Origin of the sequence: Parasphingorhabdus sp. (assembly GCF_048269915.1) — a bacterium.
Classification (GTDB): Bacteria; Pseudomonadota; Alphaproteobacteria; order Sphingomonadales; family Sphingomonadaceae; genus Parasphingorhabdus.
In genome coordinates, this window is sequence record NZ_JBLWTY010000004.1 from 173,661 (window position 1) to 188,382 (window position 14,722).

Annotated in this window: 13 protein-coding genes; 6 read left to right on the plus strand and 7 right to left on the minus strand. The window is 52.7% G+C overall.

Going from position 1 to position 14,722, the window contains the following annotated elements; all coding sequences use genetic code 11:
• Nucleotides 1-68 precede the first annotated feature (68 nt).
• Nucleotides 69-725 carry a hypothetical protein gene (locus ACN0WX_RS12120; RefSeq protein ID WP_417622586.1) on the minus strand — a complete coding sequence of 219 codons (657 nt, stop codon included), beginning with the start codon at nt 723-725 and terminating at the stop codon, nt 69-71.
• Between the two features lie 128 nt (nt 726-853).
• On the opposite strand from ACN0WX_RS12120, the gene ACN0WX_RS12125 reads away from it, so the two are divergent.
• Nucleotides 854-1,246 (plus strand): DUF3775 domain-containing protein, encoded by a 393-nt coding sequence (locus ACN0WX_RS12125; RefSeq protein ID WP_417622587.1) that lies wholly within the window; start codon nt 854-856, stop codon nt 1,244-1,246.
• A 516-nt stretch (nt 1,247-1,762) separates the two neighbouring features.
• Here the strand turns inward: ACN0WX_RS12125 and drt3b are convergent.
• Together drt3b and drt3a are read right to left on the minus strand one after the other, a co-directional pair.
• Nucleotides 1,763-3,745 (minus strand): antiviral reverse transcriptase Drt3b, encoded by a 1,983-nt coding sequence (drt3b, locus tag ACN0WX_RS12130; protein WP_417622588.1) that lies wholly within the window; start codon nt 3,743-3,745, stop codon nt 1,763-1,765.
• Nucleotides 3,738-4,991, minus strand: coding sequence for an antiviral reverse transcriptase Drt3a (gene drt3a, locus ACN0WX_RS12135; RefSeq protein WP_417622589.1), 1,254 nt, complete (start codon nt 4,989-4,991; stop codon nt 3,738-3,740). The genes drt3b and drt3a overlap by 8 nt, the downstream gene beginning before the upstream one ends.
• Nucleotides 4,992-5,267: 276 nt before the next feature.
• On the opposite strand from drt3a, the gene acnA reads away from it, so the two are divergent.
• The 3 genes from acnA to ACN0WX_RS12150 are packed head-to-tail and all read left to right on the plus strand — an operon-like array spanning nt 5,268 to nt 9,175.
• A complete protein-coding gene (gene acnA, locus ACN0WX_RS12140) occupies nt 5,268-7,949 on the plus strand; it encodes an aconitate hydratase AcnA (RefSeq protein ID WP_417622590.1) in 2,682 nt (893 codons plus the stop codon).
• Nucleotides 7,950-7,994: 45 nt separating this feature from the next.
• Complete coding sequence (locus ACN0WX_RS12145) at nt 7,995-8,648, plus strand: carboxymuconolactone decarboxylase family protein (protein ID WP_417622591.1); 654 nt, start codon at nt 7,995-7,997, stop codon at nt 8,646-8,648.
• Nucleotides 8,645-9,175, plus strand: coding sequence for a VOC family protein (locus ACN0WX_RS12150; RefSeq protein ID WP_417622592.1), 531 nt, complete (start codon nt 8,645-8,647; stop codon nt 9,173-9,175). Before ACN0WX_RS12145 ends, ACN0WX_RS12150 begins: the two co-directional genes overlap by 4 nt.
• Here the strand turns inward: ACN0WX_RS12150 and ACN0WX_RS12155 are convergent.
• Nucleotides 9,172-9,810, minus strand: a complete 639-nt coding sequence (locus ACN0WX_RS12155; RefSeq protein ID WP_417622593.1) for a TetR/AcrR family transcriptional regulator — start codon at nt 9,808-9,810, stop codon at nt 9,172-9,174. The two genes, ACN0WX_RS12150 and ACN0WX_RS12155, sit on opposite strands and share 4 nt — an antisense overlap.
• Before the next feature lie 161 nt (nt 9,811-9,971).
• On the opposite strand from ACN0WX_RS12155, the gene ACN0WX_RS12160 reads away from it, so the two are divergent.
• Nucleotides 9,972-11,546: a DUF389 domain-containing protein gene (locus ACN0WX_RS12160; RefSeq protein WP_417622594.1), complete on the plus strand. Its 1,575-nt coding sequence runs from the start codon at nt 9,972-9,974 to the stop codon at nt 11,544-11,546.
• A gap of 189 nt (nt 11,547-11,735) precedes the next feature.
• Here ACN0WX_RS12160 and ACN0WX_RS12165 read toward each other — a convergent pair whose 3' ends face one another.
• Both ACN0WX_RS12165 and ACN0WX_RS12170 read right to left on the minus strand, forming a co-directional pair.
• On the minus strand, nt 11,736-12,152 hold the full coding sequence (locus tag ACN0WX_RS12165; protein WP_417622595.1) for an acyl-CoA thioesterase: 417 nt from the start codon (nt 12,150-12,152) through the stop codon (nt 11,736-11,738).
• A complete protein-coding gene (locus ACN0WX_RS12170) occupies nt 12,145-12,366 on the minus strand; it encodes a hypothetical protein (RefSeq protein ID WP_417622596.1) in 222 nt (73 codons plus the stop codon). Before ACN0WX_RS12170 ends, ACN0WX_RS12165 begins: the two co-directional genes overlap by 8 nt.
• A gap of 197 nt (nt 12,367-12,563) precedes the next feature.
• On the opposite strand from ACN0WX_RS12170, the gene ACN0WX_RS12175 reads away from it, so the two are divergent.
• Nucleotides 12,564-12,992 (plus strand): CBS domain-containing protein, encoded by a 429-nt coding sequence (locus ACN0WX_RS12175; RefSeq protein ID WP_417622597.1) that lies wholly within the window; start codon nt 12,564-12,566, stop codon nt 12,990-12,992.
• A 32-nt stretch (nt 12,993-13,024) separates the two neighbouring features.
• Here ACN0WX_RS12175 and ACN0WX_RS12180 read toward each other — a convergent pair whose 3' ends face one another.
• Nucleotides 13,025-14,533, minus strand: a complete 1,509-nt coding sequence (locus ACN0WX_RS12180) for a lipopolysaccharide biosynthesis protein (protein WP_417622598.1) — start codon at nt 14,531-14,533, stop codon at nt 13,025-13,027.
• Nucleotides 14,534-14,722: the final 189 nt, after the last annotated feature.

Genomic DNA, 14,722 nt, shown 5'->3' on the forward strand with positions numbered 1-14,722 from the left:
TGGTGACGCTAGATTGGGGTCGGACGCGATATTGGTTTAGGCCCCAGCCTCCGCTGGGGCGACACTGTCTAATCCCCGTCCCCGATCCCGTTGCGCGCCTCCAGCTCCTCCGCCCGCGCCTCGGCCGCCCGCATCCGCTCTTCCGCCTTCGCCCGCCGCGCGAGCAGCTTCATCCGCATGTCGCCGAGCTTGGTATCGAGCGATTTGCGCACCGCGTCGGCCTCCTCGCGCTCGTCGATCTTGTTGCCCTGCTCGTCAAAGCGGATGCCGCGCTGCCATTCGTCCCATGTAATCAGCTTGTCGGCGTCCAGTTCGCCGAGCTTGCCCTGTTTGATCAGCAGCGCGAGGATCGCATCCGACGGCGTGATCCGCCGCTCGAATTCCTTGCCGCCGCGCATGATCACCGTCTCGCGTCCGACCACCGCGCGCTCATGGGCCACCGCGATCAGCCCGGTGCGCGCAGCCGCCTGCGCCTTTTTCCACTGCTCGGCAAATTCCCCATCGCGATCGCGCAGCCGATAGGCCGAGGTGCTCGACATCCCCGCCACCCGGCAGGCATCGCGCACACAGCCCGCCTTGCGCAGCGTCGCCAGAAACACCGTCCGCGTCGCCGCGGTCCAGCCGTCATGGCGGGCTTTCCTGGGCGTCCCGGGCTCCGCATCGGGCGCGGCGCACAGCGGTCCCGGTGGAACCATATTGCCCGCGGCAGGTTTCTTCTTGGCCATGGCAAATATATATCAGAACCGCCGACCTGTAGGAAAGCCCCCCCCTATGTAACTTCCCGGATAGCCCGCCGCGCGCGCCTGCCCGAAACAGTTGTCCGAAACAGCAACAAAACCGCAAGGAGACGATCATGCCCAGCCTTCCCTTTGACGATGCCGAGATTGAACAGATGGTCGTGCGGTTCAACGCCGTGATGGCCAAGGAAGGGACCGATATCCCCAATCTTGGCGGCAATGCCGCGGATGACGAGGTCGCCGCGACGCTGCAGGAGACCGCCGGCGATCTCAGCCGCGACGAGCTCACCCAGGAAATCGAGTCCATGAATGACGAGCAACAGGACGCGCTCGTCGCCCTGTTCTGGATCGGCCGCGGCGATGCCGAGCCGGAAGAATGGGAAGCCACCAAGACCCTCGCCCGCGAACAGCATGTCGGCCCGGTCAGCGCCTATCTGCTCGGCCAGCCGGAAGCCGGAGAATTTCTCGCCGAGGGGCTGGACAAGATGCTGCAATTTGGGGTGGATTGAACGCGGCGGCGTGTTGGTAGCTAGTTGCCGTTCGTCCTGAGCCTGTCGAAGGACATTTCTCGACGCTAGGCGCAGTTAGCTGCGCTGGCCTGCGGCTCGACAGGCTCAGTGCGAACGGAATGCGGCGACTATCCCCGTCACTCCAACGAAGGCTGGGGCCTAGTTGGCGTTCGCCGCCGAAGGGCGGCGCCCAGAACAGTCCTGTCCGATCGTCTGGACCCCGCCCTACGGCGAGGCACAGGAAAGATGAGGTCAAGCATAGGCGAAGGGTGGGTAACTAGTGCACTGTCACCGTAATTCCAGGTGTGTAGGAAAGGGTGTTGGACCGAGAAAATTGTGCGGTGTTATCGTTGCTGAAGTGGGAACTGGCCTCACGCATTTTGTGTGTGCGGTCAGACCGCTCGTTGATCAGTGTGAGTAAGCTAATTAGGCCTACCCAAATCTGGAGAAACGTCAGACGCAAAGCGAGCTTTGCGTATAGCGAATATTGTCCAGCTCCCATCTTACCGTACCATTTTAATAGACAGCACTCAATTCTTTACGTTTAATCATGTTCAAAAGATCTATTCGTTGCCAGTTTACGAACCAATGATTGAGTTCCAGCTCTTTGACGATAGCCAGTCTCCTTGCCCTACCTTTGGTTGGCAAACCCATCTGCTCATTGACCAATTGAACGATCCGTTCCCGGTTTCCAAGGCTGATGTAAGGACATACTATATAGTCCAAAAACAAATGAGCATCGTGAGAGTTCTTTTTGACATCTGCGATCTTCAAAAAATAGTGTCTCACATTTTCTTCGATCTGGTTTTGCAGGGCTCGATATTTTGGTTGTTTACGGATGAAAAAAAGTAACGAAACTGTGGAAAAATAATCCAAATTGTCAGTATCAAGGATTGTTTTTTTTAAAAAATCGCTAGAAATGTGAGCATCCTTGCTCGATTCACTCAACGCAAGAACAATGTTTATTACTTCGACGGGGATTTTTTTCGTTTTTAAGTGAGTGGGAGATTTTTCGATCGATCTCAATAATTCCAACGTCCATTTGGTTAATATTTCGATCAAGAAATTTGACCTATCTAGGTCATGTTTTTCAGTAAATCGAATTGACTGAACGATGGATTTAGACATGCTGAAGGACATGCTGACAGTTGGATTCACAGTATAAAAGAAAAATAAAATATCTAATATTAAAACTATAAATTTATGATAAGTATCTATTTCTTTCCGTTCCGAGGTCGGTATCGTTGTATAACCCTCTAATACATTCTCCAGGAGATTTGAAAGACTGGCGACTACGTAGTTAGATACCATGTCGTAACCTACTTTGTTTTCGGTGCAGGTTGATTTGATTTGCGTTAAAAACGTACGTCTAACGCTATCGGTGCGGTAGATATTAGCTGGTGCTAATTTTTTTCCTTCGGACGTCTCGAGATACTCTGAAACTACGCTTGAAAATTCCGAAAGATCGATTTTTAGTTTGTGAATTATGTTTGATTTAGGCGTATGAAACGGTCTCTTAAATTTCTGCAGTTTTAGGTCATTCAAATGAAGATTGAACTGCCCTAAGCTGTCCTCAAATAGCTCGTATATTTTTTTGGAAATCTCGTTTGATTGAGCAAAAATAATAATGTCGTCTACATAACGAAAGCATTCATAATCTTTCTTTTCAACTAACCCAATTTTTGACGCGGTTTCTGACACGTTGCAATCTACTTTTTGTAGAATTGTCTCTGCAAAAATTCGACTGGTTTCGGGACCAATGCAAATACCATTGGTTTCATTGTAATTCATTTTTTGCATCAAGAGATCAAAGCTGTTTCCGAAAGATTGCGCCGAAATATTTTCCTTAGCAGAGGGCATGTCTTTAACGGCCCAAGTCAAAGTATGAGTGTAGATGCTATCGAAGCATTTGCTGACATCGCCGAACCACATTATCGGAAATTTCTTTTCCAACCTTTCGAACTTGCTAGATTCAAAGAACTTGTAGAGCCGGTCGTGTCCCTGATACGCGAAATATGATGCTGGATTTCTAACTCTTTTTTCAAATTGCAACGTATCGACTGAATCAGTTTTATGCCTATTTTTGTCTGAAATCGAACTGCGATAAAAATATGTACTACCCACCTTGGTAGGCGCTCGGATTGAAAACGTGCTCCTTGAATTATAATAGCAAATAAGCTCTTCGAATTTGCGATAAAATTGAGTTACTGAAATCTGTGAACGAGGGTGTAGTAGGCTCAATCGCCTAGTGCTAATCGTATCTTTTGTGACGCGGTAGCGATACGGTATATTATAGCGCTTGCTGTTGGGTTCCGTGTCCAAGATTGCATTCAAAATGTTTTTAGCATCTGCGCTAAGGCTATCCCTTTTTCTTTCATTTAGATAAAAGCCGTCGTTGGAAAAAATGATTGGCACTTCTGCGGGTAAAGTATCTGTGACCAAGGCTCTCAAATGGTCATCCCTATGGATGTTACCCTTTATAAATTTTCTTTTACGCATACTTCCAGCATTCCATTAAACGGACCAAATCGGGGGGGGAGAAATGATAAAAGTCACGGTTTTCAAAACCGCGCTTAAAACTCATTTTCAGGATGGCGCGTCTTTGGCTGTCATCAAGGTTTAACCTGAGTTCCGAACACAATTTACCGTTGCCCGATAAAACGAACCCTTTCAAAAACGTGTCCAGTTGATGAAGGGAATGCGAATTGGGTCCGTCAGCCATCTGATAATTGTAATATATCCCTGCTTTACGTTTCACCCCTCGAGCGTGATCAAAAATAACGTAGTTGCCAGTGAGCAATTTTAGCCTGCCAATTAGATCGGCATACTCGCCGTCTCTGCAAAATTGGATAAAGGATTTGATAGCTTTGGATTTAATTTTGTTTGCTTTGGATTGCGATATATCAACACGTACAGTGCGACTAATTCCTGGATCGCTCCTCTGACGTTGGAGCACGTCGAATTTATATCCCAAAAAATCAAACTCGATTTCAGTTGTTGGTGTCTCCGACTTTTTTAATGTGTTTTCCAACAAATTATAGAATCTTGTTTTGTTTGCGTTAAACTGCAAGCCGAAGGGCAAATTTCGCTTGAGTTCCTTGAGAAACTCTTTCGGCACTTCTCGTCCGCTAGTTATTAGAAATATGTCATCTACAAAGCGGGCATAGTAAAAGACTTCTGGATTTGAATTTGTTTTCTCATCGAACGGTCTCATGACATATTCGGCGAGTGTTGCGCTTAGGGCGATGCCTCTCGGTAGTCCGCTAATCATTTGAGTTCGCAAATGTTCGAAAAACGAGTCCAAAATGGCAAGAGAACTTCTAGAAAACCCGTTATCGGTTTCCAGTTTCGTCAATATTTTCGGAACGGCTACACTTTCATAGAAGCTTTTGATGTCCAGTTTGTAAATTCGACAGTCGTAACCTTCTTGAAGCAAACAACTCATCGCTTTTGCGATAGATAGCCGGTTGCTTTGGCGTACTCCCGATAGCCGACTAATGTTTTTGGATATAATTCTTAAAACTAGTTCGTCTGAGAAATTCTTCAATTTGTAAGTTGGTTTTCCGCCGAAGGACGCTCTACTTAACGGTAATCTTAAGAATCCAGAATTTCCAACTTTTGTGGCCCTTGCAATAATTGCATCAAGTTTGGTTGGATTCAAAAGGTCGGAATGCTTCGCAAAATCGGACTTGCGCAATCCGTCTCGTCTAAGTGTTTTTTCATGGATTGTTAAGTCGTATGCCACTTAATATTTGTCCATTTAGATTTCTATTTAATCACTACTAACACCAGGTGGAAGTTATTTGGCCAGAAAAAAATGTTATTATTTCGACAACAAACATTTCTGATCAATGGCGTCAACATCGGAGCTCTCAGATAATGGTATCATAGCTTTCGCCTCTTCCCCAATTCCCCCACTTCAGCTAAAGCGCTCCCGAACGCGATTCATCAACCGTTTCGTGCTGCCCGCAGCGCGCTCCCCATTCGGTTGAATCAACGATAAAAACGGAGCAGAAAATCCATGACAACCACCGGCAAAGACTCACTCGGCACCCGCTCGACGATGACCGTCAACGGCACCGAATATAGCTATTACTCGCTCGCGAAAGCGGCGGAAAAGCTCGGCAATATCGACAAGCTGCCCTACACGCTGAAAGTGCTGCTGGAAAATATGCTGCGCTTTGAAGATGGCGGCTTTACCGTGGATGCGAAGGATGCGCAGGCGGTGGTCGACTGGCAGAAGGAAGCGAAGAGCGCGGCGGAGATTCAATATCGCCCGGCGCGCGTGCTGATGCAGGATTTTACCGGCGTTCCGGCTGTTGTGGATCTCGCGGCGATGCGCGACGGGATCAAGGCGCTCGGCGGCGACGCGGAAAAGATCAACCCGCAGGTGCCGGTGCATCTGGTCATCGACCATAGTGTGATGGTCGACGAATTCGGCACGCCGCAGGCGTTCGAGCATAATGTCGAGCTGGAATATCAGCGCAACATGGAGCGCTATGAATTTCTGAAATGGGGCTCGAAGGCGTTTGACAATTTCTCCGTGGTGCCGCCGGGCACCGGCATCTGCCACCAGGTGAACCTGGAGAATATCGCCAAGGCGGTCTGGTCGTCGAAAGATGCCGACGGCAATCTGGTTGCCTATCCCGACACCTGCGTCGGCACCGACAGCCACACGACGATGATCAACGGTCTCGGCGTGCTCGGCTGGGGCGTTGGCGGGATTGAGGCGGAAGCCGCGATGCTCGGCCAGCCGGTGTCGATGCTGATCCCCGAAGTGGTCGGCTTCAAGCTGACCGGGCGGCTCGCCGAGGGCATTACCGCGACCGATCTGGTGCTGACCTGCGTGCAGATGCTGCGCGAAGTCGGCGTGGTCGGCCGCTTTGTCGAATTTTACGGCCCCGGCCTGAAGGACCTGTCGCTCGCCGATCGTGCGACCATTGCCAATATGGCGCCGGAATATGGCGCGACCTGCGGCTATTTCCCGATCGACGAGAAGACGCTGGAATATCTCGAGCTGACCGGCCGCAGCGCCGACGAGATCGCGCTGACCGAGGCCTATGCGCGGGAGCAGGGCTTCTGGCGCTATGACGAGACCACCAAGGACGCGATCTACACGCGCACGCTGGAGCTTGACATCACCAGCGTGGTGCCGTCGCTGTCCGGGCCGAAACTGCCGCAGCAGCGCGTCTCGATGAGCGAGCTGGACGAAAGCTTCAACAATGATATCACCGAGGTGTTCAAGTCGACCGATCCGGACAAGCGGGTGCCGGTCGAAGGCGAGGATTTTGATCTCGGCCACGGCGACGTGACCATTGCCGCGATCACCAGCTGTACCAATACCTCCAACCCGAGCGTGCTGATCGCCGCCGGGCTGGTCGCGAAAAAGGCACGCGAGAAAGGCCTGCAGCGCAAGCCGTGGGTCAAGTCGTCGCTGGCGCCGGGATCGCAGGTGGTCACCGACTATCTCAACAAGGCTGGGCTGCAGGACGATCTCGATTATCTCGGCTTCAACCTGGTCGGCTATGGCTGCACCACCTGTATCGGCAATTCGGGGCCGTTGCCGGCGCCGGTTTCGAAGGCGATCAACGACCATGATCTGGTCGCCGCCTCGGTGCTCTCGGGCAACCGCAATTTCGAGGGCCGCGTGTCGCAGGACGTGCGCGCCAACTATCTCGCCTCGCCGCCGCTGGTTGTGGCCTATGCGCTGAAGGGCACGGTGCGCGAGGATATGTACGAGACGCCGATCGGCCAGGGCAGCGACGGGCAGGATGTCTGGCTGAAGGATATCTGGCCGACCAATGACGAGGTCAATGCGGCGATGGGCGGGGCGGTCAGCCGCGAGATGTTCGTGAGCCGCTATGCCGATGTCTACAAGGGCGATGCCGCCTGGCAGGCCATTGATGTGACCGGTGGTGATACCTACCAGTGGCGTGCGGGCAGCACCTATGTGGCCAATCCGCCCTATTTTGAAGGCATGGAAATGACCCCGGCGCCGGTCGGCGATATCATCGAGGCCAAGACTCTGGCGCTGCTCGGGGATTCGATCACCACCGACCATATTTCACCGGCAGGGGCGATCAAGGAAGACAGTCCGGCCGGAGAATATCTGCAAAATCATCAGGTTAGCAAGCAGGACTTCAACAGCTACGGCTCCCGCCGCGGCAATCACGAAGTCATGATGCGCGGCACTTTCGCCAACATCCGGATCAAGAATGAAATGGCCGATGGCAAGGAAGGCGGTTACACCAAATATAACGGCCAGATCATGCCAATCTACGACGCCGCGATGCGCCACAAGGCCGACGGCACCCCGCTGGTGGTTATCGGTGGTGAGCAATATGGTACCGGTTCTTCGCGGGACTGGGCAGCGAAAGGCACCAACCTGCTCGGTGTCCGGGCGGTTATCGTCGAAAGCTATGAACGCATCCACCGGAGCAATCTGGTTGGCATGGGCGTGCTGCCGCTGCAATTTATCGATGGCATCGACCGCGAAACGCTGAGCCTCGACGGCACCGAAAGCTTTACCATCAAGGGTGTTGCCACGCTGAAGCCGCTGCAGGAAGTCGAAGTCGAAATGACCCGCGCCGACGGCACGGTTTCGACCTTCAAAACCCAGTGCCGGATCGACACCGCCAACGAGATGGAATATTTCCTGAACGGCGGAATCCTGCACTATGTGCTGCGGAATCTGGCGGGCTAGCAAGCCGGTCAAAATTGTGCATAGTCGGGGCACAGGAGAGAATCCATGCCCCGACTACGCGAAATCCCGCGGGCCGAAGTCACCGACGACTATGTCCTCGGCCTCTACAACATGCTGTTCGGAGAACGCGATCCGGTAGCGCAGCCCGGCACCGCACCCGGCACAGCGGGAAACTGGTGGACTGTGTTTGCCCAGGTTCCCGATGCGTTCAAACATATTACCGAGGGCTTCGGTTTCTACCGCTCTCCCGATAGAAAACTCGACCCGAAACTCCGCGAACTCGGCCAGATCCGCGCCGGCTATGCGGTGGGCTCGCAATTTGTCTTTTCACAACATTGCAAGGCGATGCGCTTCGAAGGCTATTCCGAGGAACAGGTCAAAGCGATCCCCGACTGGCAGGTCGCCGACTGTTTCAGCGATGTCGAACGCGCGGTGCTCGCTTACACCGATTGCCTGGTGCTGGACCGGGGCAGGGTGCCCGACGGGATTTTCGCGGCGCTGAAAAAACATCTGGGCGAAGTCGAGATACTCGAACTCACCTACATCACCTGCACCTATATGATGCACGCGGTGATGAGCCGGGCGCTGAAACTGGAATTTGACGACGTGCCGGAACGCATCGTCGAAATACCCGCTCCCGATGGCGCCACGGCGGATGTGATGGGCATGGTGGACGAAAGAAAGGATGCTGACGCATGAGCTATCACCATCTGGCTTTGGCTGCGAAGGACATGAAGGCAATCCACGCATTTTATGAAGACGTGATGGGCTTCGAACTGGTCAAGGTTGAAATTGCGCCCGTCATGGGCGGTGGCTGGGGCAAACATTTCTTCTATCGGATGGACGGCGATGACAGCAAGTTTATCGCCTTCTGGGAGTTGATGGATACGCCCGGTGCAGGGGGATATTCTTTCGATCTGAACGAGGCTGCCGGCACTCCGCAAGGTACCAATCATTACAGCTTTTCTGTCGACACCGCTGCGGAACTGGTCGTCTGGCGGGAGAAATGGAATGCGGCGGGACTCGACGTGCTCGAGATTGACCATAATTGGTGCCACTCCGTCTACACCCGGGATCCTAATGGCAACATGGTCGAATTTTGCCTCACAACCGGTCATTTCGATGACGATGATCGCAAGCGCGCCCTGGCGGCATTGGACGAGACCGAAATGAACCCGTCGCCACCACCTGCGATGGTGAAACAGTGGCTGGCGAAGGACGCCTAGCCAGCGATATGCAATCCCGGCTTTAATCTGTTTTGCTCAGTAGCGGACTGCATGCCGTTCAAAATGGTGTTGATCACAATCCGGAGCCGCTCTTCGGTCGCTACATGCATCATCTGCATCATGATCCTGGGATTGCAAAAAGGCTGCATCATGCTGTTCACGAGGGAGACGATGGCATCGAGCTCCAGCCCCTTGAAATAACCTTTTTCCATCGCTTCGGCGAGGATCGAGGCCATATAGTGATCGGCCAGATCGACATAGCCCTTGATGACTTCAAAATGCTCGTCGCCGAGATCCATATAGGCTTCGAACAGTTCGGGGTCCTCTTCGTAACGCGCGCGCTGGACCACGAGACGATTGGCGAAAAACTGGTAGAGTTTCTCCTCGACCGGTATATCCGCCGAGACCAAAGCCTCCATAATTTCCTGCAATTCGGCGAACCAGTCACCGGCCATGGCCTCGGCAAGGGCATCCTTGCTCTCGAAAAAACGATAAAGATTGGAAGGAGACATGCCGACGGCCCCTGCCAGGTCGGTCATCGTAAAGCTGATCGCGCCTTTTTCCTGTATCATCCGGTCAGCGGCATCCATGATTCGAGTGCGCGTGGCTTCGACGTCGGTTTGGGGACGGGGCATAGACGGGCTCCTGTAAAAGCTCCTCGGGCAGGCAGAATAGCCAAATGTGACCTATATAGGTGATACGGTTTATTGATAAAAGATGTCTCGCTTCATTTTTCAATTATGCGGCATGTGATCTTTGACTATTCCCACGCGCAGTGTAGCGCTAAAGGAGCGCTATGGAAGACAATCAAGTCAGCACGGCAGGTCCGGAAATGCCGAAGGCAAAGCAGTCATCCGGTCCATTCGCGCCGGTTACGGGAAGCGTTCGTTTGTTCCGTCGCTGGTGGCGGGTTGCGGTTCGTGCCGGTATTGACCAGCAGGCGGTGATCGACAAGGTTCGTGAAGATAGCGGGTTCACACCGCATTTCGCATTCATGACGTCGATGTCCGCAGGTATCGCGATACTCGGACTGCTGCTGTCCTCTCCGGCAGTGGTCATCGGCGCGATGCTGCTTTCACCATTGATGGGTCCGATTATGGGAGCCGGTTTTGCGCTGGCAGTTGGCGATTCCGTGTGGCTCAAGGAAAGTGGCAAAGCCATTCTTCTGGGGACGATTATCTCGATATTATTCGCAGGCCTGGTGGTGACCATGTCGCCACTCCAGATGGTCACGGCCGAGATTGCTGCGCGAACGAGACCCAATCTTTTTGATCTCGCCGTAGCTCTTTTTTCGGCAATGGCCGGCGCCTATGCGATGATTCGGGGGCGAATGGGTACCATTGTCGGTGTTGCCATTGCCACCGCCCTGATGCCGCCGCTCGCGGTTGTCGGTTTCGGGCTCGCGACGTTTAACTGGTCGGTATTCGGAGGTTCGCTGCTCCTGTTCTTCACCAACCTGATGACGATCGCATTGACCGCAACGGGGATGGCATGGCTCTATGGCTTTCGTTCGCATCTTTCCGAACGACAGTCGCAGGTCCAGGTGGCTATCATGGCGGTTGTGTTTATTGCACTTGCAATACCGCTTGGACTGTCGCTCCGACAGATCGCATGGGAGGCCAATGTCTCTCGTTCAGCCAATGGTTATATCAAGGACCAGTTTGGTGATAGCGCAAGCGTATCCAAGATTGAGATAGACTTCGACGCCGACCCAATCGTGGTGAACGCGACCGTTTTCACCCCGAAAATATTGGCTGGTGCCAATGAACAAAGTTCAAGGGTGATTAGCCGCACATTGGGGCGTGAGATTGCCGTCAAGATTACGCAGTTCAAAGTAGATTCCGGGGCAGACGCCCAATCAGCTGAATTGGCTGCCGCCAGAGCGCAGGCGCTGGCTCAGGAGGCGGAAATTCAGATAGCCAGACTGCGCGAAAATCTTGCTCTGATAGCCGGAGTTTCGGTAGATGACGTAACCTTGGACACCAGCAGGAGGCGCGCCATGGTCGTTGCTAATGCGCTTCCCGGTGCATCGCTGGCGTCCTATTATGCACTCGAGCAACGCGTGGCCGCTGGAGCAAAGGGCTGGAAAATAAAATTGCAGCCGCCCGCAATTGCCCTGCCGGATTTGATCATCACAGATGGAGCCGTGGCCGAAGCGTCGAGAGACAATCTGGAAGTGATAATTTGGGCCTTTGAGAGAATGAATCTGCCGTTGGGCATGAACGGATCTGCCGAAAACATGGCTGTGGCGAGGGATGTTTTACAGGCCAAGAATGTTACAGTTGCTGAGGAATCTGAAGCCGCTGTTCCCAACGATGGCGTACGTTTGCGCTGGCTGGCTCCGCTGGACACTACGAGCGTCCAGCAATAGCCATTTAGATTATTTTAATTTTCAGTTGGCGAGCGTCAGATTTCGATAGGGGAGTGAATATGTTCGGTTTACTGCTTTCCTTGGACTATTGCCCGCGACTGCGGCTTCCCCGGTGATCAGCCAGCCTAAGGCTATGTCTCGTATCCCTGCCAATCCAGCGACCGTATGGCGCTAACCCAGGGCGCCGTCCTATTCGGTGTATTTCTTCTTGGATTCCTCCGGAATCACTCTTGGACGATGGTTTTCGTCCAAAGCAACGAAGGTAAATAATCCACTGGTCACTGGAACCTGCTCTTCCCCCAGATTCCGCGAAGCGATTACGTCGAGCCGAATTGCGATCGACGTTCGTCCGACGCGCTCTACCCGCGCATAGACCGAAATCAAATCGCGAGAGAGTATCGGTGCAATAAATTCCATTGCTTCGATCGCCACGGTTGCCGTTGACCCGCGCGCTACTCTTGCGGCCATGATCCCGCCAGCGATATCCATCTGTGACAATACCCAGCCGCCGAATATATGGCCATTGTTATTCAGATCGCGCGGCTGCGGCGCAACCCGCAATACCGGCTGCATTTTGGCCAGTTGTTTTAGGTCGTCGTTACCCATGGGGGTTAATATCCTTTGAAACGGGGTCATCGATTGATTCATCGTGGCCGGAGCCGCTTGATAAAAATACCAGCCCCATCAACGCCGCCATCAACATCAATGCGAATCCCACGCCGCCTGCGGTTGCGATATACATATGAATCGATACCCAGCCATGCACATAAAAAAGAATGGCGAGGGAGACGGAAATGCAGAAGACGGTGAATAATGCCATCCCGCGCATCAATCTCCAATATCGGGCCCAGGCAACGCTGGCGTAAAGCGGGTCATCCAGACGGGACGGTTGGGGCAAGGGGGACTCCATTTGTTTTCGGTGCATTGGACGCGAATCCTGCTACCATCAAGCGCAATCGCGATCAAATTTATGCTATAGACATGCCATAAACGGAATCGAAAAAGAGGAGAGGGACGATGACTATTCAATCGATTTTGCATACGCGCAGCGGCGAAATATTCAGTTGCACTGCTGATATGTCGGTTTCGCAGGCAGTGGAAATATTGGCAGAAAAGCGGATTGGTGCGCTTCCCGTACTCGACGGTGAAGCGGTTGTCGGGATTTTTTCCGAACGCGATGTGCTTTATTGTATTCGCGAACTTGGTCACGATGCGATGGATCAGCATGTGCGCGATGTGATGACAGCTGATGTTATTTCGGTCGAACTCGGCAAGAGCGTGATTGGTGCTCTATCCCTAATGACCAAAAGGCGCATCAGGCACTTGCCGGTCGTCGAGGATGGCAAGTTGGTCGGCTTTATTTCGATCGGCGATCTGGTCAAATATCGAATCGACAAGATCGAAAGCGAAGCGGCTGCAATGCGGGACTATATTCAATCGGCTTAATAGATTGCGGCGAACAGCATCGCTGTTGCCCTTTATACCGTTTCTGACCGAAGTTCTGCCGGGCTTGGTTCTGGCGGTTTGCGGCGGACGATCAGGCCAACCACTTCCAGCAAAGTCGGCTTGGCCAAAATATATAACAAACCGACATAGGCAAGGCCTCCCGTAACGACCAAAATCGCCAAGCGCGTGTATACGACCATTTCGGGTAAAAGGTGGTCGGCTAGATATACAATGGCTGCCATTGCGACAGAGGCGGAGACGCCAGGCCACACGGCTTTGCCAATGTCCCCGGCAGTGATGCCAATATACCGATTCGATTGTGAGAAGGTAAAAATCGTGAGCAGCGGGAAAGCGATGACCCAGCTCCAAGCGAGGCCGTAAACACCATATTGTATGCCTATCAAAAACGTAAGCGGCATAAGGATCGCGCCGAACATGTTTGTTCGCGCGGTAATTTGCGGGCGGCCCAGGGCATTATTGGCAGGGGTGAACAATATCTGCAAGGTCATCACCGGCATCGCGAGAGCAAGTATGGCGACAAAGGGGGACATCTCGATCCACTTGGTCCCGAACAATGTTTCCACCAACGGATAGGCAGTAACGGCCATACCCAGATACAGAGGGCAGGAGATGAGCATGATCAAGCGAATCGCCTTGAGAAACGACCATGCCAGTGCGCGTGGGTCTGATTGCAGGCGCGAATAGGCCGGGAATGCGACTTCGTTTAATGGCGGAACAAATTTTGCGGCAAAGATTGTCGTAAGAAATAGGGCTTCTGCATAAAGGCCGAGGTCATGTGGATCGAGATAACGACCGGCAATAAAAATGTCGGACTGGCTCTGGATGGTCCAGAAGAGATGGCTGGCTAGCAGAGTCGCGCCGAATCCGAACATGCTGCGGGCGCCTTTGAAATTGAAAGTCGGGAGAATATAGAATTTGACTGCTATGACGAGGCAGATCCCCCGGCTCCAGAATATCGCGAGTGGTGCGTAGACCAAAGTCCACACGCCATAACCATTATAGGCACAATATAGGGCGGTGATTGCGCCGACCACCGCCGAGATCAGATTGATGATTGCGGGCTTTTTAAACTCCAGATCGCGAATCATCAGTGCTTCGGGCAATGCCATGAAGGGCGTGGCCAGAAAAATAAGCGCCTGAACCCGCAGCAAATCAGCGACAATCGGTTGCCTGTAATATTCTGCGGCAAAGGATGCGAGAATCAACTGGAGCAAGGCGATTCCGCCATTCAGCAACAAAAGCATGCCAAAGGCTTGGCGAATCTGGATCGGTTCGACTTTCTCTGCCTGGATGATTGAGCTGACCAGGCCATATCCGTTCAGAAAACTCAAAAAAACGAGGACAACCTGCGTCATTGCAAATATTCCGTAATCTTCCGGGTTCAGGATACGGATGACCGCCAGAGTCGCGCCCCAGGCAACGACTTGCGACAATATTTGAGTGCCAGAACGCCAGAAAACCGCGCTTCTTACGCGGCTCCCGAAGCTATTGTCGGCGGTTGGTGGGGTGGTTTCATTCATTATATATCAGCGATCTTTATGCCTTTATCCGGCCAGAAATCGGACGATAGCGACAAAATACAAATATTTTTGAAACAAAATTGAAAAAGTGTGTTGACGGAATCGGAGCGTCCATCTAGAGACCTTTTCACCGGCACGACGCGGCTCTAACGGGCCCCACTTTGTTGGTCGTCAAAATTTAGTAACAAC